This window comes from Nannocystis sp. RBIL2 (genome assembly GCF_026626745.1).
Lineage (GTDB): Bacteria > Myxococcota_A > Polyangia > Nannocystales > Nannocystaceae > Nannocystis.
In genome coordinates this window covers 570,470-589,733 of sequence record NZ_JAPNJW010000002.1, presented here as the reverse complement: position 1 = coordinate 589,733, position 19,264 = coordinate 570,470, and the positions used below count along the sequence as shown (strand labels likewise).

Sequence of the window (19,264 nt, the reverse complement as noted above, 5' to 3'; positions counted from 1 at the left end):
CACTGCTGCCGACAGCCGGCCGGCGAGCTCAGCCGCCCGAGTAGTGGAGGGCGAACTGCAGGAATTGCGACGGGGGGAGATCGCCGCGGAACGAGCCGACGAGGACCTGGTAGCCGAGGCCGAGGCCGACCCCGTGGAACAGCTTGCGCGAGCGGTCGGGGCTCAGCAGAAGGCCGAGGTTGAGCTGGGCGCGGGGCCCGTGCGGCAGCATGGCGGGCAGGCGGGCGGCGCCGCCTTCGAGCAGGCGCTCGCGCGTGGGCGCGAAGAAGAAGTCGTAGCCGACGCGGAAGTCGAGGTAGCCGCGCTGCAGGAAGCCGAGTCGGCCCAGCGTCAGCGTGGGACCGCCGCCGAGGAGCCCCGTCATCTGGCTGCGGCCGTTGGCGCCGAAATCGATGGTGCCGCCCTCGCCGCGCAGCGTCAGCGCGTAGCCGATGAAGTTGAAGCTCTGGCCGATGTCGACCTGGGCGCCGCCTGTCCTTCCGGACAGGGCGCTGTTGCCGAAGCTGCTTCCGATGCTGTACTGCGCGCGGGCGACGATGTGAAACCGGCCGGGGTTGTGCTTGGGTCGGAACAGGTCGCGGTACACGGCTGCCACCGCCGCGTCCTCGGCGGCAGCGGCCTCGGCCTCGGTTTGCACCGGCTGGCTGGGGCGCTTCGTCGGGTGCTGGTTGACCGAGGGACCGAGCAATGACTCGGCGAGCCCCGGGGTTTGTGCACCCCCCGTTTCGGCCGGCGTCGCGGGTTGCGCGACCGGCGCCGCGCCGGGATCGGCCGGGGCGGGCTCTGTCGAGGGCTGGGGCGGGTTCGCGCCGGCATCACTCGGCGGCGCTGGCACCCCTTCGGCCGGGGGTGCTGTTGCGGGGGCCGGTTCCACAGGGGCAGGGGCCGGGCCCGAGGTTCCCGAAACCGCGTTCGTGGGCCGCTGGATAGGCGCAGCGGCCGGGGCAGCCGCGACTGCGGGCGGGAGGGCGGCGACGAGGAGGGCGAGGCCGGCCGGGAGGGGCCTCCAGAGCGCGAGCATGCGACAAGGCTACTCGCGGCTCCCAGGGGGAGCGAGTCATTTCGTTGCACCGGCGATGACATGTGTTCAAAATGCCCCCGCGAAGACGCCCGGACGGCCTAAAAACCCGTATTGGGCGGTTCTTTCGCTACCCATCGATCGGGAGACCCCTCATGATTTTCGCTCGCAACCCCCATCGCGGGAACTTCCGCCCGGCCACGTCGGGCCTGAAGTTCGCGCTCGTCGCCTCGTTCGTGCTCACGGCGACCGCTCCGCTCGCGGCCTGTGGCCCGACGATCTTCGAAGACGCGTCCGCTCTGTCGGTCGTCGGCGATCCGCCGCCGCCGCCGCCCAAGCCGAAAGTCGTGCAGGAGAAGCCGAAGCGGGTCGTGGTCGAAGAGAACCGGATCAAGATCAACGAGAAGATCGAGTTCGACTTCAACAAGGCGACCATCCGTCCCGAGTCCGACGGCCTGATGACCGAGATCATCTCGGTCATCAAGGAGAACCCCCACATCAAGAAGATAGCGATCGAGGGTCACACCTCGAGCGAGGGCAGCGACAAGTACAACCTCAAGCTGTCCGACAAGCGCGCCAAGGCCGTCATGGAGTACCTCGTCAAGAAGGGCGGGCTCCCCAAGGAGATGTTCTCGGCCAAGGGCTTCGGCGAGAGCAAGCCGCTGTCGGACGAGTCGACGGAAGAGGGCAAAGAGAACAACCGCCGCGTCGAGTTCAACATCGTCGAGCAGGACGTGACCCGCAAGCGCGTGGCGATCGACCCCGAGTCGGGGGAGAAGACGGTCATCGAAGAGAAGACCAAGACCGAGGACGCCGGTGGCCCGCCGCCGCCGCCGCCCGCGCCCGCCAAGTGAGTCACACCGCGAGATTGCGAAGATAAGGAGTTCGTGATGCCCAAGAGCACGATGTTGAGCCTTCTGTTCGTCGCTGCGTCCGCGGTCCTGCCGGGGTGCAGCTGCGTCGCCCGCGACGCCGAGACGTACAAGAACGACACCCGCAGCCTCCTCGAGACGCGCAACAAGGCCGTCAAGGACTGCTACGACGTGGCCCTAACCACCGACCCGAAGACCGACGGCGAGGTCGTGGTCAACTTCACGGTCGAGAAGAAGACCGGCAAGATCATCAACGTGGTCGCCGACAAGGAGCGCACCAAGGCGTCCGAGTCGCTGAGCAAGTGCATCGTCGACGCGATCGACGGCCTGATCCTCGACCCGGTCGACCAGCGCGACGGCCAGGCGACGTTCAGCTGGAAGTTCCGCGCCAACGAGCCCAAGCCGGCCGAGGAAGAGGCCGCCGCGCCGACCAGCTGACGCTGACTCGGAGCGAGGCCGTGGCGGCCGCGAGCTTCGCGGTCCGCCCGGCGGCTCGGCCACTCACTCACGAGCGTCCCCGTCGTGCAGGCCCATGAGGCTTGCCCGGTGGTGGACGCTCGTCGCGTTCGTGACGGCGGGCGAGGGATGAGGCCACGCCCTGAGCCCCTGGGTTGCCCGCCGAGCGGGCAGGAGCCCGTAGCGAGGTATCCCGGGCCTGTCCCGAGGCAACGATCCTGACGCGTGAGCAGGAGCCGGGATGCGTGTCACAGGTCGCGGGCGCAGCGTTGTCGATGGCGTCGTCGGCGGCCTACACTCGCGGGCGTGCGGCACACCATCGAGCACGTGTTCGACACCTCCCCCGAGCGCCTGTGGGAGGTGTTCTTCTTCGACGAGGACTACGCCCGCGGGCTCTACGAGCGCATGCGGCTGACGGTGGTGCGGCGCGACCTGCAGCGCGAAGGCGAGGGCCCGAGCCTGATCGTGCGGCGCAAGCTGCAGCTGGCGGCCGACCGCGAGCTACCGGGGGCGCTCAAGCGGCTGTTCCAGGGCACGTCGACAGTCACCGAGGTCGGCGAGTTCAACGCGGCGCTGCGCCGCTACAGCGTGACGATCCAGGTGCCGGTGATCGGTAACCTGGTCGACTACGGCGGCGAGTACACGTGGGAGACCTTGCCCAGCGGCCAGCTGCGCCGGGTGTGGCGCGGGCACTGCGATGCGCGGATCCCCTTGGTCGGCGGCAAGCTCGAGGCCTACCTGCTCGGCGAGATCGAGAAGAGCATGGCCGAGAACTTCGCGTACACCCGCGAGTGGCTGAAGGCGCACCCGGCGAGCTGAGGCGACGCGCGGGTCGCTGCTGCGAACTCCGCGGACGCTGGCTGTCGGGTCGGCCGAGAGGCTGTCCTGAGAGACAGGCTATCCGTCGAGGCAGGTGGCAGTGGGGCGCTTGGCGCTCGCGCGGAGCGGCGGCTCGGGAGGCTGTCCGGAAAGACAGCCATCCAGCCGAGTGCGAGTCGGGCCTGGCGGGCTCGAGCGGTGGAGCGGCAGAGCTGTCCTGAAAGCCAGGTAATATGCCGAGCACGGTCGGCGTGGCTGTCCTGAAGGACAGGTCCACCAATGCCAAGCGCAGTCGGGGCTGGCCTTTAAGAAATGAAACGGCCGGGGACGTCCTCCGCGAGGACCTTCCCCGGCCGATGTCGGCGCAGGCGCCGGTCAGACGGCCGCGAGGGCGTGGTCGAGGTCGGCGATCAGGTCGTCGACGTGCTCGATGCCCACGCTGATCCGGATGAAGCCGTCGGCGATGCCGAGGCGATCGCGGGTGTCCTTGGGGACAGACGCGTGGGTCATGATCGCCGGGTGCTCGATCAGGCTCTCGACGCCGCCGAGGCTCTCGGCCAGGGTGAACACACGCACTGCCTTGAGGAAGCGGCGCGAGGCCTCGAGGTCGCCCTTGAGGTAGATCGAGATCATGCCGCCGAAGCCGCGCATCTGCTGGCGCGCGAGGCCATGCTGCGGGTGGCTCTCGAGGCCGGGGTAGATCACGCGCTCGACCTTGGCGTGGCGCTCGAGGTGGGCGGCGACGGCGGCCGCATTGGCGGCGTGCCGCTCCATGCGCAGCGCGAGGGTCTTGAGGCCGCGCAGGGTCAGGAAGCAGTCGTGCGGGCTGGGGACCGCGCCGACGGCGTTCTGCAGGAACGCGAGGCGATCGTAGAGGCCGGAGTCGCGGCAGACGACGGCGCCGCCGACGGTGTCGGAGTGGCCGCCGATGTACTTGGTGGTGCTGTGGACGACGATGTCGGCGCCGAGCTCGAGCGGGCGCTGGAAGGCCGGCGACAGGAAGGTGTTGTCGACCGCGAGCAGCACGCCCTTGGCCCGGCAGATCGCCGCGATCGCGGCGACGTCGCCGAGCTTGAGCATCGGGTTGGTCGGCGTCTCGAGCCACGCCAGCTTCGTCTGCGGGGTGATCGCCGCGGCGAAGGTGTTGGGGTCGAGCGGGTCGGCGTAGCTGAAGCGCAAGCCCTGGCGCTGCAGGACCTTGTCGAACAGGCGGAAGGTGCCGCCGTACATGTCGTCGCCGGCGACCACGTGATCGCCGGCGCTCAGCAGCTGCAGGACGGTGTTGGTGGCGGCCAGGCCCGAGGCGAAGGCGAGGCCGTAGGCGCCGCCCTCGAGCGAGGCGATCGCCCGCTCGAGCGCGTAGCGGGTCGGGTTGTGGGTGCGGCTGTATTCGAAGCCGCTGTGCTCGCCGGGGCCGCGCTGGGCGTAGGTCGAGGTCTGGAAGATGGGGGGCATCACCGCGCCGGTGACGGGCTCGGGGTGCTGGCCGCCGTGGATGGCCAGGGTCTCGAAGCGGGCGCCGGCGGGCACGTGATCGGAGGCGGGGTCGTAGACTGCCATGCGGACATGTCCCTTCGGGCTACTGCTGCGAGGCGAGGTAGTCGATGAGATCGATCTTGGTGAGGAGGCCGAGCAGGCGGTCGCCCTCGGTGACCAGCACGACCTTGGCGTCGTTGAAGATGCTGCGCAGCAGCTGGATCCGCGTGTGCGGGGTGACGGTGGCGTAGTCGCTGTTGACGAGGTCGGCCAGCGGCTCGTCGAGGCGGCCCTCGCTGCGCACGAGGAAGTTGAGGAGGTCGAGCTCGCTGACGATGCCGCAGTGGCGGCCGTGCTCGTCGAGGATCGGCAGCTGGCTGATGCTGTTCTCCTTGAGCGTCTGGATCGCCACGCGCACCGAGGTGTCGCGGGTGGCGGTGATCGTGCGGCCGGGCTTGCGCTTGAGGATGTGGGCGACGTAGCCGCTGGCCTCGTCCTCGTCGAGGAAGCCGTTCTGGCGCATCCAGTCGTCGTTGAAGATCTTGCTGAGGTACTTGGTGCTGCTGTCGGGCAGCAGGACCAGCAGGCGCTTGGGCTGCTTGAGCGTGCGCGCGTACTTGATCGCGCCCAGCACCGCGGCGCCGCCCGAGCCGCCGACCGAGATGCCCTCGCGACGCACGAGCTCGCGCGTCATGATGAAGCACTCCTTGTCGTCGACCTGGACGATCTCGTCGAGGATGTTGAGGTTCATCGTCGACGGCAGGAAGTCCTCGCCGATGCCCTCGACGTAGTAGCTGAAGGGCTTGGTGAGCCGGCCGGTCTTGACGTACTCGTAGTAGAGCGAGCCGACCGGGTCGACGCCGACGATCTTGACCGCCGGGTTCTTCTCCTTGAAGTACCGGCCGCAGCCCGACAGCGTGCCGCCGGTGCCCATGCCCGAGACGAACACGTCGAACTCGCCGCCGGTCTGCTCCCACATCTCGGGCGCAGTGCTGAGGTAGTGCGCCTCGGGGTTGGCGGGGTTGTGGTACTGGTTGGCGTAGAAGGCGCCCGGGGTCTCCTCGACGATCCGCCGCGAGACCGAGTAGTAGCTGCGCGGGTCGGAGGGGTCGACCGCCGTGGGGCACAGCACGACCTTGGCGCCGTACGACTTGAGGTTGTCGATCTTCTCGCGCGACATCTTGTCGGGCATGACGAAGATGCACTTGTAGCCGCGCGTGGAGGCGATCATCGCCAGGCCGGCGCCGGTGTTGCCGCTGGTCGCCTCGACGATGGTGCCGCCAGGCTGCAGCATGCCGCGCGTCTCGGCGTCGCGGATGATGTTGAGCGCCACCCGGTCCTTCATCGAACCAGCCGGGTTCAACATCTCGAGCTTGACGTAGACCTCGGACGTGAGGCCCTCGGTGACGTGATTGAGACGGACGATCGGGGTGTTGCCGATCGCGGCGGTGACGTCGGCCCGGGCGCCCTTCATCAGCGCCCGCTCGGACCGGGACGTATTGTTGCTCATGTACCCTCCGCGGCGTCGTCGCGCGCGCGCGACGAAGATACGGGGGTTTGCGTCAGGTGGCGAGCGCAGGCGCGAGGGTGCGCGTGGTCTTGCTCACGGTGATGCGGCCGCGCGCGCGCTCCTCCGCTTGCCGACCTCGAAATACCACCCGAGGCTGAAGGTGACGATCGGGTACCAGCGCTTGAGGTCGAGGTTGAGGTGGATGAGGTGCGTCTTCATGCCGCCGACGCGCAGGCCGAAGTTGAGCGCGCCGCGGTCGAGCCGGCTGGTCAGCGAGAGCTCGAGCTGCAGCGCGTGGTTGCCCCACAGCGCCGGCTGAGCCAGGCCCTGATGACCATTGTCCTGGTTGGCCACGGTCGGGAACGGGAAGATGAAGCTCCAGCCGGCGGCGGCGCCGAACATCTTGCCCTGATAACCGGCGAACAGGCTCGGCTGCAGCACCGCGGGCATCGCGTTGCGCGAGTTGCCCACGTTGTAGCCGATGCCGATGCTCGGCCGGAACATCGCGTACTTGGCGAATTGCAGCTGATAGGCGAAGTCGAGGAGCAGCGGCGCGAAGTGGAAGCGCTCGCACCGCTTGGGGCTGTCGTCGCACGCCTGGCTGGCGCGCACCCAGTCGGCGACGATGGCGATCCGCAGGCGATGCCGCGCAGGGAGCTGGCGCTGGCGCGGATCGCTGAGACCCTCGTTGCCGATGCTGCGCGCGGGAGCGGCGGCCGCGGCGGTCGGCAGCGCGAGCGCGAGCGCGACCAGGACGGAAAGACAGCGCACGGACGTCAGGATCAACCGAGCGCGGCGAGGTGTAAAGTCTCCGGCCGATCGCGGTCCGTGCCGGCAGCCGGTCAGGCGCAGGACGCTGCGCACGACCGGTCCGCGGCGCGCGCGGACGGATCGTGCAGGGGGCGGCCACTCGCCGCGGGGGAGCGAGAGGGTGCTCGGGCGGCCGACGCTGGAGCCGCACGGGCGACGGTTCGCCAGAGCCGGGCGGTGCGCCTCGCTCGTGACGACAAGGATTCCCGCCCGGCGATGGCGACTGGCCGAGGGTGCGGCCCGCTGGCGCCTCACGACCGTGCCTCGCTCGGGGCACGGCCGGCTCGCGAAATCACTCCGGGTCGAGGCCGTCGCGTTCGCCGTGGATGACGATCGCTTCGCCGCTGAGCGCGCGTGCGGCCTGGAGCCCGGCCATGACCGCCCCCTCGGCGCAGGCCAGGTCGAGGCCGCCGCCGACCCAATCGCCGGCGAGCCAGAGGTTGCGAAAGCCGCTGTCGCCGGCGCCGAGGCGGTGCCGCGGATCGCCGGGGAGGGTGACGATCTGGCGATCGCTGGCGTTCTGCGTGGTCCAGCAGTGCTGGGCGGCCAGGCGGTGCTCGGCGGCGCGGCCCTGCGGGTCGAGCAGCAGCTCCCAGTTGAACTCGTCGGCGCCGGCGAGCGAGGCCTCGGGCCACAGGGCGCGCGGATGGCTCTTGAGCCAGGTCTCGGCGATGTCGCGCACGGGCTCGCGGCTGCCGTCGGCGGAGCGTTCGGGGCGCGGCCCGCTGAGCGAGGCGATCGCGCCCGGCCAGTGCTCGCGCGGCCAGCCCTCGTAGACGGCGGCGGTCGAGAGGTTGACCCACCGCGGCAATTCGGTGCGCACGATCCCGCCGGCGCCGGCCTGCGCCGGGGCGCCCAGCAGCTGCGGCCAGGTCGGCGAGAGCCACAGCTGCGCGCCCATGGCGGCGATCGAGTGGGTGTGCTCGAGCATGGTCTCCCAGCGCGGGTCGCGGGCGGCGAGCTCGCGGGCGGCCCCGGCGAGCGCGGGCGGCGGGACGCCGAGGATGATGTCGTCGAAGTCGACGCCGGCGCGCAGGACGACCTCCTCGACCTCGGGCGACTCGTTGGCCTCGAAGTCGATGGCCTGGATCACTGGGTCGTCGCCGAGGACGATCTGCGAGTAGAGCGGGCGGCTCGGCCAGCACGGCAGACCCTTGACCTTGATCAGCGGCTCGTAGTCGTCGACGCCGGGCGCGAGCTCGATCTGGCGGCCGACGACCGCGGCCGACACTGCCGGTTGCCTCGGATCGGGGCAGAGGTGCTTGAGCTTGTGGAAGAAGCGGAAGCGGACGCCGCGGTCGCGCAGGAGGCGGTAGAGCGGGGCGAACAGGACCTCGCCGAGGCCGGCCGCGGGGGTGTAGTAGAGCGCGCCGGAGAAGGCGAGGTAGCGGCGCAGCGCGGCGCGGAGCAGGGCGCCGGCGGCGGCGACGGGGCGCTCGACGTCGCCTGACTCATAGGACATGTGGTCGGCGTAGAGGGCGACGAGCACGGTGCTGGCGAGCGACTCCTCGGAGGCGCCGTGGCGGCGCAGCCAGGCGCGCAGGTCTTGATCGTCGATCGCGGAGAAGCCGGCGCGATCGAGGCCGTCGTGGAGGATCCCGCGCACGGTGGCGAGGGCGAGGTCGACCATGATCGTGAACTGCGGGTGGCTCTGGCGCGCGCCGAGGCCGACGAGCGCGCGCAGGCTGTGCTCGCCGCAGTGCGTGAGCGGCTGGGCCCAGGCGCGCCGCTGTCGCGAGGTCTTCGGGGCGTCCTCGGCGTGGACGGCCGCGGCGGCGCGGCGGAGCAGGCCGTCGTAGTCGGGGCTCTGCGGGTCGAACCCGTCGTAGGCGCGCACGCCCTGGCCGCCGGCGCGGCGCATCAATGCCGGCCACAGCGAGCGCGAGGCGTCGGGCCAGCGCGGGACGATCGCGGACCAGGTCGAGTACTGCGGGTGCAGGCGCGGGATGCAGTCGATCGCCCAGAGCAGCAAGGTCTGGGCGAAGTGCCACACGCTCGGCTGGGTGGCGCCGTCGCCGGGCAGGCTGTCGCCGCGCGGCAAGCTCATCTTCCACGGCGGGGTGCGGTCAAAGCGGTCACCTGTCCCGAGGAGCAGGTGGTCGCACGGCTTGAACGCCTCCTTGAAGGTCGCGAGCGGGGCGCCGGGGGTCCGCCGCGTCTCGGCGTAGACGCGCCGCGCGAGGGCGAAGGCGTTGTCGTACCAGCCGTACCAGACGTGGTGGCCGAGCGCCTCGCTGCGGGCGTGCGCGCGCAGGTTGCGGCCGCTGCGGGCCTTGCCGCCGAGGCGCCAGCCGATCTGGTAGACGGTGATGTCGTAGCGCTCGCGCCAGCCGGGCAGCTCGGTGAGCGCGAACACGGCGCTGAGCGAGCCGAGCCCGCCGCCGAACACGGCGAGCTTGCGGGGGCGAGTGGGAGGGCCGGCAGACATGGCGGCAGAGGTCGGCGATGGTAGCTCGCTTCCGCCCGGAGCGGTCCTCCTCGGATGTTCAGCCCCCCTGGGTCCGATGCGTCATGTCGATGAAGTTGTGGATGAAGCCGCAGGTGGAGCAGGCGAGCGAATGGACCGGCGCCGAGTGGGTGAAGCCGCCGCTCGGGGAGGTGAACCGCAAGGTGCTCATGTGCAGCGGCAACGGAGCGCGCGTGTCGTGGCCCGCGAAGATGGCGACGGGCAGCAGCGTGACGCCGCCGCACATGACGCAGGTCTTGTGGGCGCCGGAGCGGCGGCGCTCGCGGGTGTCGTCGGCGACGCCGCGGGCGCGCGTGTCGGCGTCGGCCAGCTCGCGCCGCAGCCGCTCGTTCTCCTGCTCGAGCGCGGCGAGCTGCAAGAGCAGCGCCTCACGATCGTCGCGGTAGGCCACGTCGACGACACTTTAGCAGGTCGCCGCCAGACGCTGCTACCCTCGCGCCCGGTGACCCGCTTCATCGCCCGTCAATGCGAGCGCGCGAGCTGCCGCCTCCGCTTCCCGGTGGCCGAGGGCAGCCCGCTCGGCGAGTCGTGTCCGCACTGCGGCGGACCGACGGCCGTCGACCCCGAGCCGTACGAGACCCACGAGGCGCGCGCGCCGGCGCAGGCGAACGGGCCGAGGGTCCACGCGCTGCTCGACAACGTCCGCAGCTTGAAGAACGTCGGCTCGATGTTCCGCACCGCCGACGGAGCCGGGCTCGAGCACATGCACCTGGCCGGGTTCACGCCCACGCCCGATCACCCGGCGATGGCGAAGACCGCCCTCGGCGCGGAGAAGACGGTGCCGTGGACGCTGCACCGCGACGGCGCGGCGGCGGCGGCCTGGTTGTGCGACGCCGGGTATCGCTTGTGGGCGCTCGAGGGCGGGCCGCGGGCGACGCCGTGGTTCGCGGCGCTCGAGGAGCGCGCGGGGTCGCCGATCGTGCTGGTGGTCGGGCACGAGGTGTCGGGCGTCGACCCGCGGATCCTGGCCCGCTGCGAGCGCGTGCTGGCGCTGCCGATGCTCGGGCTCAAGGGGTCGCTCAACGTGAGCGTGGCGTTCGGCGTGGCGCTCTACAGCCTGCGCTTTGGGACAGGGGGCGACTGATGCTCGCGCGGGCGCAAGACTGTGCGCCAGCGCAACCTGGCGCGCGTCCGCGGTGCGGCGAACGGTGATTGAAGGGGAGGCGGTGGCGCCGCCGCAGGCTGTGCGATCGAACAGGTGCGATGGGCCATGCGCCCGGACTGCCGCGCGCGTGGGCCGGGAGCGCTTGCCGCCAGATACGCGAGATTTCATGGCCGGCGGGCTTTTCGCTGCGCGTGCGGATCCGCCACATCGAAGTAGCGACTCGTGCGTGACATATCGCGGACGAGGCGCCGGGGCTGGAGTTGTGTTACCGTGCCGGCCTCTCAGAGGAGAACCCGAAACGTGATGCTGCTTCGAACTCTGGCTGTTCCTGTCCTGGTGCTCGGTCTGGCGGTGGCTGGCTGTGGCAAGAAGACCCCCGACGGCACGACTCCACCGGGCGAGACCGGCGCCGGCGGTGCATCCGCCGGAGGTGGTGATTCCGGCGGCGGTGAAGCGGGTGGTGAGTCCGGTGGTGAGGCCGGCGGTGACACGGGCGCCGCGGCCGGCGAGCCCGATACGTCGCAGAAGGTCTGCGACGCCGAGGTGGGCGACACGCCGAAGGCCGTGTTCGCCGACAACGTGATCCTGCGCCTGCCGAAGGGCATGGACCTGGTCGAGGAGAACCCGTTCTTCGCCCGCATCGCCACCAAGGAGACCGTCTCCACGTGCGACGGCGTGATCAGCTTCGGCGCGCTCGGCTACTTCCAGGCCGACGCGGCCAAGACCGTCAAGCAGGTCCGCGACGAGACGATCACGGCCGCGCGCGGCGTGCCGCCGAGCGAGGTCACCTGGGCCGACGAGACCGAGAAGGGCCGCGACTACTCCGGCTCGTACTCGATCCCGGAGGACTCGAAGGGCAACCCGCCGATCAAGGGCTGGTTCGTGATCAAGGAGAAGGCCGGCTACACGTTCTGGTACGCGCTCGAGACGCATCCGAACGCCTGGAACGCGCTCGCCAAGACCTTCCAGGAGTCGGGCAACCGCCTCCGCATCGGGCCGAACATCGCGGCGCCGCCCGCCCCGACGCCGCCCGCAGGCAAGAAGAAGGGCAAGTGAGCTGAGCGCGTCGCAAGGCGCGTCCCCGCGGCTCCGCGCTCCGGCGCGGGGCCGCTGTCGTTTTTACGGGAGCGCATGCGAGACCGTCGCTCGATGATGACGAGGGGCGCAGCGAGCGATCGCAAGATCGACGTGGCAGCGAGGTCGACTGCCAGTCGTGTTCGCCAGACATCGTTCTCGTCGAGGTCGTCGGGTTCGTCCGTGGATTGACTTCGCCGGCGGCACGCGGTCTGATCGCGCCACGCCGGGCCGCGGGCCCGTCACGCCAAGGAGAATCTCGATGTCGCGCGTCGCCCTGTCTCTCGCTCTCGCGCTCGCGTGGGCCCCGCTCGCCGGCTGTGCCGTGAGCGCCAGCGCAAGCACTGGCTCCGGGGCCATGTCCTCGGGGACAGGTCCTCAGGGCAAGCCGGCGCGGCGGGTCGACGAGGCCGGCGGGGAGGCAGGCGGAGCCGGGGCCGCGCCGGCCGGTCCGCCGCCGTGTCAGCCCGCGCTGGCCGACAACCCGACGGCGCTGTTCGGCACGCGGATCCTGGTGCGGATGCCGAAGGGGGTCGAGCTGGCCGAGCAGAACCCGTTCTACGCCCAGGCGATCGCGCCCGACCAGGCGACGAGCTGCGGGCAGCCGTTGGCCTACGCGGCGGTCGGCTTCTTCGAGTACCCGAACGCGGCGGCCACGGCGGTGCGCGATCAGGTGCTCGAGCTGCGCGGGATCGCCAAGGGCACGGCGACGTGGGAAGACGAGGGGACGCGCGGCAAGGTGTACACCGGGGCCTACTCGGTGCCGGCCGACGCGGCCACCGGCGCGCCGGCAGTGCGCGGGTGGTTCGTGCTGCGCGACGCGAACGACAAGTACGGCTACTTCGCGCTGTACGAGACCGACCCGGCCCACTGGGACGCGCTGAAGAGCGTGCTGGTGGCGAGCGGCAAGTCGCTGCTGGTGAAGCCGCGATTGGCCGCGTCGCCCGTCGACGCGACCGTGAGCGCCGCGCCGCCCGCGACGTCGGGCGGAACCTCGGGCGCGGCGGGCGGACTCACGGCCGAGCCGGCGGGGGCGAAGCCGGCGAAGGCCAAGAAGGACGTGAAGGCGAAATAACGGCGGCGGGGCTAACGCACGCGGTTCTCTCTACGAGGCGCTTGCGGGCCGCATCACAGTCGAGTACAAGCCGCAGGTCCCAGCCGCGCGTGGCGCTCGTGACCCTGTCGTCCAGAGGCCTAGGACAGTGGCCTTTCACGCCACCAACACGGGTTCGAATCCCGTCAGGGTCGTCTCGCGCGCGGCTGGGCCCCTTGAGCCCGCCTCAGGGGCTCTGGGCCCGTAGCTCAGTTGGTAGAGCAACGGACTTTTAATCCGTGGGTCGTCGGTTCGATCCCGACCGGGCTCATCTGTGATACCGCTGAGATCGTACCTCGGCGGACCCATCACAACGCTCTCTTCGGTGCAACACCCGCATCGGAGGAAGCGTGTCGTTTGCAAATCCGAATATCGAGGGTCCAGGGCGTAGAAAAGCGTCCTGGCCGCGCCCGCCGCGCCCGTCGAGACCGAGCGGATGGTCCAGGGCCGCCAAGGCCGAGGGGGTCATCCGAGCCGGCGGGCGCCGGCCGATCGCGTCGCCTGTCGGCCGCACGGCTACGGCACGCGGGTTCGTGGCGGGGGGACCGTCGAGATGGGGAACACCAGGCGCTCCGCGGGCTCGAGCTCGACGCGCCGCGGGCTGCGAGTGCCGCCTCGTCGGGCGAGGGGTGGGTGCTCGCGGAAGGCGAAGAGCGGGCGCCCGCGGAGCTCGCGGGCTGCGGGCGTGAAGTCGTCGGCGAGCCAGAGCTCGGCCGGGTGACGGTCGAAGCGGAGCGCCGACAGCCGCCAGACCTCGGCGACCAGCGGCGCGCCGTCGGCTTCGACGGCGTCCTGAAACGGCTCGATTTCCAGCAGTTGCCCCGGAGCGAGCCGCGCGACGTAAGCGCAGCCCGCAACGTCGTCGCAGATCCGAAGCCAGCGTGCTTCGCCGCCATCCCTGGCGGCGATTTTTTCGGCGTGAACCATGACGCTGCGGCGCTTGATCGTCCCGTCGCCGCCCCCCTTGATGGGGAAGTGCAACACGAACCATGCCGGCTCGGGTGTCGTTGACAAATCGGATCTTGAGCCAGATCTCCCGCCAACCCTTGCGCTCCTCGCCGAGAGCGACGCGCTCGACGCCGCGGCGATATGAAGTGTGGCCGCAGACCATGAGTGATCGGCAACGTACAGAGAAGGTCGAGGCGATGTCGCGCTGGAGCTTGTGGTGAAGCCGCTTCTTCTCGAGTGGGAACGGCCGCGCCAATTTTCGGGGAGGTTGCCTCGAGCTCGAGGTGCGCCAGCACCGCTGTGTCCAGCGTCTCCTCGGCGCGGCCAGGCGCGCGCGTCGTGGCGACTTGGGGCTCACGGTCGCACGCCACGCGCTCAAACCCTTGGCGAGGCACAGCGCCGCGAGGCCCTGGGAGCGGACGGCGCCTCGCGTGTCGAGGGCCGCGGCAGGGCGGAAACTGGCCGGCCCGAGATCTTCTGTTATGTTGGCGCTGAGCTCGCCACCGGAGGTTTCGCCATGCGGATCGCACGAGGCCCGACTGTCGCCGTCAGCTTCCTCGTGGCCATGGGCCTGGGCGCGACGCTGGCCGCAGCGGCCCCCGCCGACTCCCTGTCGGCTTGTTTGAACCGGTGCGACCGCGCCCGGCTGTCGGAGACCAACCGGGCGACGTGCCGCCTCGACTGCGAGCAGGACGCGGCGACCGATCCGGAGCTGATCCGCTCGCAGATCGCGGCGCAGACGAAGACGGGGGCGGGGCCGAAGCCCACGCCCGCGCCGCGGCCGACGACGCCGGCGACAAAGCCGACGCCGGTGGTGACCGGGCGGGCGGCATGCAAGGCGGAGTGCGCGGCCGATCGCACGCTGTCGGCCGACGATCGCGCGACCTGCCAGCTCGAGTGCGACCAGGTCGAGGACACGGCCGGGACGCGGGGCGGGGCGGGCGCGACCACGATCGGGCCGGCGAGCCCGAACCCGAGCGCCGCGCCGAGCGGGCCGATCGCGGTGGCGACCGGTTCGGTGGCGCGGCCGAGCCTCGGCGTGGGACCGTCTAGCTTTTTGGCCATGTGCCTCGAGACATGTCGCAAGGGCCCGGTCAAGTTGAGCGCGACCGACCAGGCGACCTGCCGCCTGACCTGCGAGAACTCGGCGAGCGTGGTCGACGTGGCGCTCGACGCGGTGCCGAGCGGGTGGTTCGCGGTCGCGCCGGCGCCGACGGTGATGACTGCGCCCCGGCCGGCCCCGCCGACGGTGACTGCGACGCCGACCAGCACGCCGCCGACGCGGCCGAGCGCCGCGGGGACCCCCGGAACGGCCGCGGGGGGCACGTGCCAGGCGGCGCGGGCGACCTGCGAGGGCGCGTGCGCGAAGGTGCAGACGCAGTGCGAGCGCGGATGCGGCAAGCAGAAGGTCGAGACGGACCGCGAGACGTGCAAGCTCGACTGCGGCGAGAACCTCGGGCTCTGCACTGCCGACTGCACGGGCGCGCACGCGAGCTGCGTCAACCGCGGGAGCCGCTGAACCGAATCGCTGTGGCGAGGGCTACGATGGACCTGCCCCTGCAGCACGCGAGCTGCGTCGGCCGCGAGAGCTGAACCGGGTCGGCGCCATGACCCGCGCCGTCAACCGCGAGGGCCGGGCAGCGGATGGGCGGCGAGATCGAGGAAGGCGAGGCGCAGGGTCTCGCCGACCGCGCCGAGGCTGCGCGCGTCGAGCTTGTCGCGCGTGTCGGCGTGGGTGTGCCAGGCGGGGTAGTCGTAGTCGATGAGAAGGATCGAGGGCACCCCGGCCTCGTGGAGCGGGACGTGATCGTCGAGCAACGGCACGGCCAGCGGGGCGGCGTCGAAGGCGGTGAAGCCGTGCGCCTGTCCGATCGACCAGATCCGCTCGATCAGCGCCGGGTGCTGGGCCAGGCTGGCGCGGTCGGGCTGGATCCGCAGGTCGCGGTCGCCGACCATGTCGAGGACGACGCCGAACTCGGCGCGGGCCACCAGCGGGAAGCGACCCTGAAGGACCTCCGTGGCGAGCGCGCGCGAGCCGGCCAAGTAGGGGCCGACGTCGGGGCGGCCGAGCTCCTCGCCGTCGAACAGGATGACGGTGACGCCGATGTCCGGCGGGAGCTGGCGGACGAGCAGCGGCACGAGCTCGAGCACGACGGCGAGGCCGCTGGTGCCGTCGTTGGCGCCGACGATCGGCTGGTCGCGCCGCGATGGGTCGGGGTCGGACTCGGCCCACGGGCGGGTGTCGAAGTGCGTGGCGAGGATGAACCGGCGCGGCGCCTCGGGGCGCACGTGGCCGACGAGGGTGGTCATGTCGAAGCTGGCGCCGGTGAGCGGGTCGGCGCCGCGGTGCTCGAGGCGGTCGACCTGGGCGGCGCCTGCTGCCTGCAGGTCGGCCGCGAGGGCCTCGATCGCGCCCGCCCGCCGCGCGTCGCCGAGCGCTCGCGGGTAGCGTTCGAGCAGCCGGTCGACCCGCGCGAGCGCGGCCGCGCCGGAGAAGCGCTCGCCGGTGTCGCCGCTGGCCGCGAGGCCCGATGACGGCGACCCCGCGGGGCGACCGCAGGCCAGGACGAGACCGGCGCAGGCGAGGAGGCTGCGGAGGTGCATGGGTGGCCCTGGCATGCCCTGCCGACCAGGCGCGCGCAAGGAGAAACGTCGGCGTCGGCGCCGGACCGCGGGTGAGGCCGCCTGACCCGGCCGGGTCGGGGTCGACCGGGCGGAGCCGTGAGCGCCGGTGCGGCTCGTGATGTATTCAGGACATGTTCATTGAGCAATGTACGTTACGACATGGTTTAATGGACATGTCTCTTGAATCTTCTCGACCCGGCGCGATCAGGGCAGGCGTTCGAGGAGCTCGAGCGTGCGCTGGGCCTCACGGGCGACCGAGGGGCGGGCGTCGGCGACGAAGGCGGCGACGAGCGGGATGTCGGGGCGACGGCCGAACTCCGAGAGGTTGGCGAGGGCGCCGACGAGGGCGGTGCGGGCGGCGTCCGGTTCGGCGAGGACCGCGAGGGCGCGGCCGCGGTAGTCGATGGCGCCGAACTTGCCGGCGAGGAGGATCCGCGCGTGATGACGCACCAGCCCGTGCGGGTCGAAGGTGGCCCGCACGAGGGCGTCGCGGTCGTCGCGGGCGGCGAAGCCACGCGCGCCGGCGACGCGGACGGCGGGGTTACGATCGGCGGAGAGCTTCGGGGCGAGCTCCTGCAGGACGGAGGACGGGGTGACGGCCGGGTCGAAGGCGAGTTGGGCGGCCCAGATCCGCAGCTGCTGATCGCGGCGGCCCAGCGCGGCGGCGAGGACGTCGCGGATCTCCGGCTGCCCGCGGTGGAGGCTGACGAGGACCCGCGCGGCGGCGCGCATGAGGGCGAGGTCGCGGTCGCGGAGGCTGTCCCAAAGGGCAGGTCGCGCGGCGGGGCTGCGCACCACCTGCTGCAGGGCGCGGCGCTGGTCGACGCCGGCGCGGACCCACTCGGACATGCGGTCGATCAGCGGGAGGCAGCGGACCACCAGCGCGGCGTGTCGCGCGGTCAGGCGCGGCTGCAAGCCGGTCCAGGCGAGGCCGCCGACCGGGCCGACGTAGTCGTTGAGGCGGTTGATGAGGAAGGCGGTGCCGAGGCGATCGACGCGGTGGGCGAGGCGCACGACCGCGGCTTCGCGGGCGCGGCCGTCACGGACCAGGCTGGCGACGCCGAGAGCTCCGCTGGTGGCCGCGCCGAGGCGCTCGATCCGCTCGAGGTCGGGCGCGCGGAGGTCGAGGAAGGCGAGGCCGAGGTCGTGGTGGAGGCCGGCGTCGCGGAAGGCCCGGTCGAGCGCGGGCACGAGGGTGATCGGCTGGCCGGCGAGGATGTGATCGAGGTCGGCGGCGGCCTCCTGCACCCGCGTGGTGCTGCGGTGCAGCAGGTCGGCGGCGCGCAGCAGGACCCGCGCGACCGGGGTGTGTCGTCGGAGCTCACGCCGGTCCGCGGTCATGCGGACATGCTGCCTCGATCGCGGGCACGAGCTCCAGCGCCACCGGAGTGGCCGATGCCGCGCACGCGGTGTATGTCTCGGCCATGAGAGCAGACGCAGGACCGAAGGCGAATTCGTCGGTGTACACGCGGCGAGAGCTGCTGGGCGCGAGCGCGGGGGTGGTGAGCCTCGTGGTGATCGGCTGCGCCGGCAAGCTGCCGCCCGCGCACGAGGTGCCGGCCGATGGCGGCGAGGTGGCGATCGCGCTCGCAGACGCGCCCGAGCTGACTCAGCCGGGCGGGGTGATGACGCTCGCGGTGGCGGGGGTCAAAAAGCCGGTGCTGGTGGTCCGCGACGGCGACAGCTTCGAGGCGCTGCTGCTCAAGTGCACGCACATGGGCTGCACGCCCGGCTGGAACGCGACCGAGCGCAGCCTGGACTGCCCGTGCCACGGCTCGCGCTTCGACGCCCACGGGGCGGTGTTGAAGGGGCCGGCCAAGGCGCCGCTCGAGAAGTTCGCGGTGACGTCCGACGGCTCGACGCTGCGCTTCCGCGTGGCGTAGGGCGCGAGTCGGCTGCGCCGCGCGGACGCGAAGATCGGTGGGCGCCAGGCGAGCGCGCCGCTGCGGCCTGACGGCTTCTGCGCGCTCGATCCGGCACGTTGAAACATGCTCTAAAAAACATGTTTTGAGTGACATGTCGTTTAAAACATGTCTGATATGCAGTTTCCCATGAGGCATGTCGAATGGGGCATGTCTTCATGGACATGGCGTGCAGAACATGTCCTATTCGCAGTGTTACAATGGATATGTCTGCGAGGACATGACTCTCGAGACATGGCGATTGAGCCATGCTCAGTGCCATGAGAACGTCCGATCGACGGGGCGATCAGGAGCCGGCGCGCAGGGCGGCGATTCGGGGCTTGCGGCTCTCGGGGCTGTCGAGGCTGTCGAGGCTGAAGGAGCGGGCGTCGCCGAGGTGCTCGCGGATCATCGTGGCGGTGCGCTCGACCTCCGCGCGCAGGGCTGCGTCGGGGCGGACGAAGCTGGTCCAGGCGATGTCCTCGCGCTCGGGGTCGTACTCCCACAGGCCGACGATCCGGCCGCGGTCGAGGATCGCGTGGCTCGGTAGGTCCTGCAGGCCGCCGATGGCCTCGACGCGCGCGACGTCGGCGGGCTCGAGCAGGAGGTCGAGCTGGCGTCGCAGCAGCAGCAGGCCGTCGAGGCTGGCGACGAGGCGGTAGACCGGGGTCTCGGGCGGGACGAAGGCGCGCAGGGCCTCGAGGTGCTCGGGCACGGCCAGCAGCGGGCTGTCCTCGGAGACAGGTCGCAGGTCCAGCGAGGCGACCGCTGCCTTGCTGGCCTTGACGCCGAGGCCGGAGAAGGCCTGGAAGTGGGCCAGGCTGGCGGGGCCGCTCCAGCGGAAGAACCGGCGCGCGAGCTCGACGTAGGCTTCGGGCGCGGCGAGCGCGGAGCCGGCCAGCGGCGAGTCGGTCCAGCGGACGTAGGCGTAGCGCTGCTGGTCGAGGCGACCGCCGATTGGCTGGCGGCGGATCTCGCCGGCAGTCTGTCGGCGCGCGACGGGCCTGCGGACTCCGGGCGGGCCGCTTCGAGGGAGCCGTCATCCGCTCGACGATCGCGGTTCTCGCTGTCTCTGAGGACATGTCCTTCG

Annotated in this window: 18 protein-coding genes and 2 tRNA genes; 10 read left to right on the top strand and 10 right to left on the bottom strand. The window is 71.4% G+C overall.

The features are described from left to right. Positions 1-28: 28 nt before the first annotated feature. Positions 29-637, bottom strand: coding sequence for a hypothetical protein (locus OV090_RS27605; protein ID WP_267707610.1), 609 nt, complete (start codon positions 635-637; stop codon positions 29-31). A 536-nt stretch (positions 638-1,173) separates the two neighbouring features. Between OV090_RS27605 and OV090_RS27600 the strand changes: the two genes are divergently transcribed. From OV090_RS27600 to OV090_RS27590, 3 genes are all read left to right on the top strand, one after another. Beyond that, positions 1,174-1,872 carry an OmpA family protein gene (locus tag OV090_RS27600; protein WP_267707609.1) on the top strand — a complete coding sequence of 233 codons (699 nt, stop codon included), beginning with the start codon at positions 1,174-1,176 and terminating at the stop codon, positions 1,870-1,872. Between the two features lie 36 nt (positions 1,873-1,908). Beyond that, on the top strand, positions 1,909-2,328 hold the full coding sequence (locus OV090_RS27595; RefSeq protein ID WP_267707608.1) for an AgmX/PglI C-terminal domain-containing protein: 420 nt from the start codon (positions 1,909-1,911) through the stop codon (positions 2,326-2,328). Positions 2,329-2,652: 324 nt separating this feature from the next. After that, positions 2,653-3,165: a DUF2505 domain-containing protein gene (locus OV090_RS27590; RefSeq protein ID WP_267707607.1), complete on the top strand. Its 513-nt coding sequence runs from the start codon at positions 2,653-2,655 to the stop codon at positions 3,163-3,165. A 375-nt stretch (positions 3,166-3,540) separates the two neighbouring features. On the opposite strand, the gene OV090_RS27585 is transcribed toward OV090_RS27590, so the two are convergent. The 5 genes from OV090_RS27585 to OV090_RS50965 all read right to left on the bottom strand — a co-directional run bounded on the left by OV090_RS27585 (position 3,541) and on the right by OV090_RS50965 (position 9,819). Beyond that, a complete protein-coding gene (locus OV090_RS27585; RefSeq protein WP_267707606.1) occupies positions 3,541-4,725 on the bottom strand; it encodes a cystathionine gamma-synthase in 1,185 nt (394 codons plus the stop codon). A 19-nt stretch (positions 4,726-4,744) separates the two neighbouring features. Further along, entirely contained in the window at positions 4,745-6,151 is a 1,407-nt protein-coding gene (locus OV090_RS27580) for a pyridoxal-phosphate dependent enzyme (protein ID WP_267707605.1), read from the bottom strand. A 93-nt stretch (positions 6,152-6,244) separates the two neighbouring features. Then, positions 6,245-6,922, bottom strand: coding sequence for a hypothetical protein (locus OV090_RS27575; RefSeq protein ID WP_267707604.1), 678 nt, complete (start codon positions 6,920-6,922; stop codon positions 6,245-6,247). A 331-nt stretch (positions 6,923-7,253) separates the two neighbouring features. Further along, complete coding sequence (locus OV090_RS27570; RefSeq protein WP_267707603.1) at positions 7,254-9,389, bottom strand: NAD(P)-binding protein; 2,136 nt, start codon at positions 9,387-9,389, stop codon at positions 7,254-7,256. A gap of 58 nt (positions 9,390-9,447) precedes the next feature. Beyond that, a complete protein-coding gene (locus OV090_RS50965; RefSeq protein WP_267707602.1) occupies positions 9,448-9,819 on the bottom strand; it encodes a hypothetical protein in 372 nt (123 codons plus the stop codon). Between the two features lie 51 nt (positions 9,820-9,870). On the opposite strand from OV090_RS50965, the gene OV090_RS50960 reads away from it, so the two are divergent. From OV090_RS50960 to OV090_RS27540, 5 genes are all read left to right on the top strand, one after another. Then, the gene (locus OV090_RS50960) at positions 9,871-10,512 is read left to right on the top strand and encodes a TrmH family RNA methyltransferase (protein WP_267707601.1); all 642 of its coding nucleotides are present in this window, start codon (positions 9,871-9,873) and stop codon (positions 10,510-10,512) included. A 321-nt stretch (positions 10,513-10,833) separates the two neighbouring features. Beyond that, positions 10,834-11,589 carry a hypothetical protein gene (locus tag OV090_RS27555; protein WP_267707600.1) on the top strand — a complete coding sequence of 252 codons (756 nt, stop codon included), beginning with the start codon at positions 10,834-10,836 and terminating at the stop codon, positions 11,587-11,589. Positions 11,590-11,869: 280 nt separating this feature from the next. Next, complete coding sequence (locus OV090_RS27550) at positions 11,870-12,682, top strand: hypothetical protein (protein ID WP_267707599.1); 813 nt, start codon at positions 11,870-11,872, stop codon at positions 12,680-12,682. A gap of 100 nt (positions 12,683-12,782) precedes the next feature. Further along, a tRNA-Glu gene (locus tag OV090_RS27545) sits at positions 12,783-12,855 on the top strand. Between the two features lie 43 nt (positions 12,856-12,898). Continuing rightward, positions 12,899-12,971 (top strand) — tRNA-Lys (locus tag OV090_RS27540). Positions 12,972-13,216: 245 nt separating this feature from the next. Here the strand turns inward: OV090_RS27540 and OV090_RS27535 are convergent. Beyond that, a complete protein-coding gene (locus tag OV090_RS27535) occupies positions 13,217-13,684 on the bottom strand; it encodes a hypothetical protein (RefSeq protein ID WP_267707598.1) in 468 nt (155 codons plus the stop codon). Between the two features lie 481 nt (positions 13,685-14,165). On the opposite strand from OV090_RS27535, the gene OV090_RS27530 reads away from it, so the two are divergent. Further along, positions 14,166-15,167 (top strand): hypothetical protein, encoded by a 1,002-nt coding sequence (locus OV090_RS27530; protein WP_267707597.1) that lies wholly within the window; start codon positions 14,166-14,168, stop codon positions 15,165-15,167. Between the two features lie 101 nt (positions 15,168-15,268). On the opposite strand, the gene OV090_RS27525 is transcribed toward OV090_RS27530, so the two are convergent. Both OV090_RS27525 and OV090_RS27520 read right to left on the bottom strand, forming a co-directional pair. Beyond that, complete coding sequence (locus OV090_RS27525; protein WP_267707596.1) at positions 15,269-16,252, bottom strand: M28 family peptidase; 984 nt, start codon at positions 16,250-16,252, stop codon at positions 15,269-15,271. 225 nt (positions 16,253-16,477) lie between these two features. After that, positions 16,478-17,614 (bottom strand): hypothetical protein, encoded by a 1,137-nt coding sequence (locus OV090_RS27520; RefSeq protein ID WP_267707595.1) that lies wholly within the window; start codon positions 17,612-17,614, stop codon positions 16,478-16,480. An 83-nt stretch (positions 17,615-17,697) separates the two neighbouring features. Here OV090_RS27520 and OV090_RS27515 point away from each other — a divergent pair, with 83 nt between their 5' ends. Then, positions 17,698-18,156, top strand: a complete 459-nt coding sequence (locus OV090_RS27515; RefSeq protein ID WP_267707594.1) for a ubiquinol-cytochrome c reductase iron-sulfur subunit — start codon at positions 17,698-17,700, stop codon at positions 18,154-18,156. 325 nt (positions 18,157-18,481) lie between these two features. On the opposite strand, the gene OV090_RS27510 is transcribed toward OV090_RS27515, so the two are convergent. Beyond that, a complete protein-coding gene (locus tag OV090_RS27510) occupies positions 18,482-19,147 on the bottom strand; it encodes a crosslink repair DNA glycosylase YcaQ family protein (protein WP_267712093.1) in 666 nt (221 codons plus the stop codon). Between the last annotated feature and the right edge of the window lie 117 nt (positions 19,148-19,264).